This is a genomic window from Pontibacter sp. BAB1700 (assembly GCF_000277005.1).
Taxonomy (GTDB): Bacteria; Bacteroidota; Bacteroidia; order Cytophagales; family Hymenobacteraceae; genus Pontibacter; species Pontibacter lucknowensis.
Window position 1 is genome coordinate 1 of sequence record NZ_AKIS01000165.1, and the last position, 3,752, is coordinate 3,752.

Below are 3,752 nucleotides of genomic sequence, written 5' to 3' on the forward strand. Positions count from 1 at the left end.
GGAGTTTGAGAGTTAGAAAGTTGGGGAGTGGATAACACGAGACTGTCCCTTGAGGGGACCATAGGGGTGTAAAGCCAGTTGGGAAGTCTTTCATTAAGAGCTTACATCTCACACCCTCGCTCGCGTCCCGCGAGTGTGAGTTATCCAGTGGCGTCCCGCCACTTGTACCGACAGGGACAAAATAAGCGGCCAGAGTCCGCCCAATAGCGCACACTCGCGGGACGCGAGCGAGGGCAAATAATAGTGAAAGTCCCCCTTGGTGGTAGGGGCCCTCGACAAGAAAGGGGGCAGGGGAATGACAATCGAGCATGATGAACACCCCTATAACCCCCTCAAGGGGATTATTATGGAGAATACATTGACTATACCTTCAAAGGGGACAGTTGAAATAAAACGATAAACGAAAGGAGCACTTATGTTTAGTTTATTGCGCAGTATGTGGCTTACGTTTCTGCATGCGTTTCACAAGCGGGAAACCATTCAGTATCCGGAGCAAAAGGCCATCCTCCCGACGCGTTGGCGGGGCCGCATTGTGTTGTCGCGCGACCCGGATGGGGGTGAGCGGTGCGTGGCCTGCAACCTCTGCGCCGCCGCCTGCCCCGTGGACTGCATTGCCTTGCAGGCCACAGAAGATCCGACTGGCCGGCGCTATCCTGAGTTCTTCCGCATTAACTTTTCGCGCTGCATTTTCTGCGGTTTCTGCGAAGACGCCTGCCCGACTTACGCCATCCAGCTCATACCTGATTTTGAGATGGGCGAGTACAACCGCCAGAACCTCGTGTATGAAAAAGAGGACCTCCTCATCAACGGGCAAGGCAAGTACCATGGCTACAATTATTATAAAGTAGCGGGACTGGCCATCGGTGGCAAAGGCAAGGGCGAAGCGAGAACGAAGCCCCTCCGGTAGATATCAAAAGCTTAATCCCCTAGCATATGGAGATCGCATTTTATATAGCCGCTACTGTCGCCGTGCTGGCCACCATCATGGTCATCACGCGCTACAACATGATTCATGCTCTGCTCTACCTCGTGGTGTCTTTTTTGGCCGTCGCGGTGGTGTTCCTGACCATGGGCGCTCCCTTTATGGCCGCTCTCGAAGTCATCGTGTATGCCGGGGCCATCGTGGTGCTTATCATCTTCGTGATCATGATGCTCAGCCTCACCCGCGAAGATGTGGAACAGGAAAAAGCATGGCTCCAGCCCAAGCTCTGGATGGGCCCTGCCCTGCTCTCTTTTGTCTTGCTCGCCGAATTGGTATACCTGTTGGTGATTGCCGAAATGCCGGCCGCTCCTGCTGCCGCTAGCTACGTCGACGCCAAAGCAGTCGGGTTGGCGCTGTACGGACCTTACGTGCTGGGTGTGCAACTCTCCGGTATCCTCCTGATGGCGGGTATCGTCGGGGCTTACCATTTGGGTCGACAGAAGAAGAAAGTCATCCACCGCTTCCTGCAGGAAAAGGAACCGCAAAAAGAAAGGAGCGCCGCCATATGACAACTATACCTATGGAAACCGGACTGTTGCTGGCAGGTGTGCTGTTCATGCTCGGGCTGATCAGCGTGATGATTCGCCGAAACATCATTTTCATGCTCATTTCGGTGGAGATTATGCTTAATGCCGCCGGACTGGCCTTTATTGTGGCGGGCAGCCACTGGGCGCAGCCGGACGGACAGATTATGTTCATCTTCATCCTGACGATGGCCGCCGCCGAAGTGTCGGTTGGTCTGGCCCTGATACTTCAGATATATCACCAGCTGAAAACGCTCAACAGCGACGCGGCTAACTTTATGAAAGGATAACGCTATGGGAGAATTACTCTGGTTAATCCCCGCCCTGCCTTTTGCCGGCGCCCTCTTGCTGGTACTCTTCGGCAACCGCATTTCCCGCGCACTGGTCTCGGCAATTGGCGTCGGGAGTGTCGGCATTTCAGCGACCATCACGCTGGTCTTGGGTATAGACTACCTCAGCTCACGACCGGCCTTTATCCGGCAGGAAGTCTGGCAGTGGTTTGATGTGGCGGGTTTCAGCCCCTCCATCGCTTTCCACCTCGATGCCCTCTCGATGGTCTTCATTTTCGTCATCACGTTCGTGGGTTTTCTGATTCACATCTACTCCACCGAGTACATGGCCGAAGACAAGGATTACGCACGCTTCTTCGCCTGCATGAACCTCTTCGTAGGCTCCATGCTCATGCTTGTGATGGCGGATAACTTACTCTTGCTATACCTTGGTTGGGAAGGCGTGGGCCTCTGCTCCTACCTGCTCATTGGCTTCTGGTACAAGGAACCCGCTAATGGCTATGCCGCCCGCAAAGCCTTCATCATCACCCGCGTCGGCGACACAGCCATGGCCATTGGCTTGTTCATGCTCTTCCAGCACTTCGGTACCCTGCACATCCAGAGCATTTCCACGGAAGCGGCGCAGGTATGGAGTGTAGGCAACGAAACAGCCATGATCATTGCGCTACTCCTGCTCGGCGGTGCGGTTGGCAAGTCCGGTCAGTTACCGCTGCAAACCTGGCTACCCGACGCGATGGCGGGTCCGACACCGGTGAGTGCGCTCATACATGCGGCGACCATGGTGACGGCAGGTGTATACCTGGTGGCCCGCATGCACGTCATTTTTGAGCTGTCGCCGGTGGCGATGATGGCGGTGGCCGTGATTGGGGCTGTTACCTTGCTCATTGCCGGTTTTGCAGCCCTCACGCAGTATGATATCAAACGGGTGCTCGCCTACTCCACCATCAGTCAGGTGGGGTATATGTTCCTCGCTTTGGGCGTGGGGGCATGGTCGGCAGGCGTGTTTCACTTCATGATTCACGGCTTCTTCAAGGCCCTGCTTTTCCTCTGCGCCGGGGCGATTATTCTGGCGCTGCACCACGAACAGGACATGCGCCGAATGGGCGGACTGAGCAAAAAACTGCCGGTCGTGTTCTATACCTTTCTGATTGGCGCGGCCTCACTCGCGGCTTTTCCGCTGGTGTCGGCGGGCTTCTACAGTAAGGACCAGATTCTGTGGCTGCAACTGGCCGGTGAGAACGGCAACATCTGGCTATACCTGGCCGGGTTGCTGGGCGCTTTCATCACCTCCATCTATACTTTCCGGATGGTGTTCCTCACCTTCTATGGCGAAGAAAAAACGCACGTCGGGCATAAACCGACTATGGCCATTACCGTGCCGCTGATCATTTTAGGTATACTCTCCTTTGCCGGTGGCTTCATTGAGTTGCCGCACAATTTCGGCCATGTCGTGCTCTTCTCCGACTTCCTAGGACCCGTGCTGCCCGCCGTAAGTGTGGTGCCGGATTTTAACCAATACGAATGGATGTTGCAGTTGCTGGCGGCGTTGGTTTCACTAGGTGGTATCTTCATCGCCTACCTCTTCTACTACAAAAAACCGGAGCTTATCGAGAACATCCACCGCTCCGAAACAGCCATGGCCATTCACCGCTTCTGGCACTCGGGCTGGGGCTTCGACCAGCTGTACGACGCGCTCTTTGTGCGGCCTTATGTATACCTGTCCAAGGTGAATAAAAAATGACTTCATCGATTCCACTTATACTTTCATCGCCAATGCGACACAAGGTATGCACGAGTTATTTGTCCGCACCCAAACCGGCATTATGCGCAATTACGTGGCAGGCATTGTAGTCGGCGCCATTATGATTCTAACCATAAGTCTACTGCTATGATACTGGTCTGGCTGATTGTGATACTGATGGCTGGCGGCGTGCTGGCCTGGATTTCCGGAAAAGT

3 protein-coding genes and 1 pseudogene are annotated in these 3,752 nt (G+C 54.7%); all 4 read left to right on the top strand.

Going from position 1 to position 3,752, the window contains the following annotated elements:
• Positions 1-415 precede the first annotated feature (415 nt).
• The 4 genes and pseudogenes from nuoI to nuoL all read left to right on the top strand — a co-directional run bounded on the left by nuoI (position 416) and on the right by nuoL (position 3,537).
• A pseudogene (gene nuoI / locus O71_RS17715) lies at positions 416-930 on the top strand (NADH-quinone oxidoreductase subunit NuoI).
• Positions 931-933: 3 nt separating this feature from the next.
• On the top strand, positions 934-1,491 hold the full coding sequence (gene nuoJ / locus O71_RS17720; protein ID WP_007659607.1) for an NADH-quinone oxidoreductase subunit J: 558 nt from the start codon (positions 934-936) through the stop codon (positions 1,489-1,491).
• The gene (gene nuoK / locus O71_RS17725; RefSeq protein ID WP_007659610.1) at positions 1,488-1,796 is read left to right on the top strand and encodes an NADH-quinone oxidoreductase subunit NuoK; all 309 of its coding nucleotides are present in this window, start codon (positions 1,488-1,490) and stop codon (positions 1,794-1,796) included. The genes nuoJ and nuoK overlap by 4 nt, the downstream gene beginning before the upstream one ends.
• Positions 1,797-1,800: 4 nt before the next feature.
• Positions 1,801-3,537 carry an NADH-quinone oxidoreductase subunit L gene (nuoL, locus tag O71_RS17730; protein WP_007659612.1) on the top strand — a complete coding sequence of 579 codons (1,737 nt, stop codon included), beginning with the start codon at positions 1,801-1,803 and terminating at the stop codon, positions 3,535-3,537.
• Positions 3,538-3,752: the final 215 nt, after the last annotated feature.

What these genes read in the sequence shown, in the direction of transcription:
- nuoJ (WP_007659607.1), top strand. Translation starts at nt 934, where the DNA reads ATGGAGATCGCATTTTATATAGCCGCTACTGTCGCCGTGCTGGCCACC.
- nuoK (WP_007659610.1), top strand. Translation starts at nt 1,488, where the DNA reads ATGACAACTATACCTATGGAAACCGGACTGTTGCTGGCAGGTGTGCTG.
- nuoL (WP_007659612.1), top strand. Translation starts at nt 1,801, where the DNA reads ATGGGAGAATTACTCTGGTTAATCCCCGCCCTGCCTTTTGCCGGCGCC.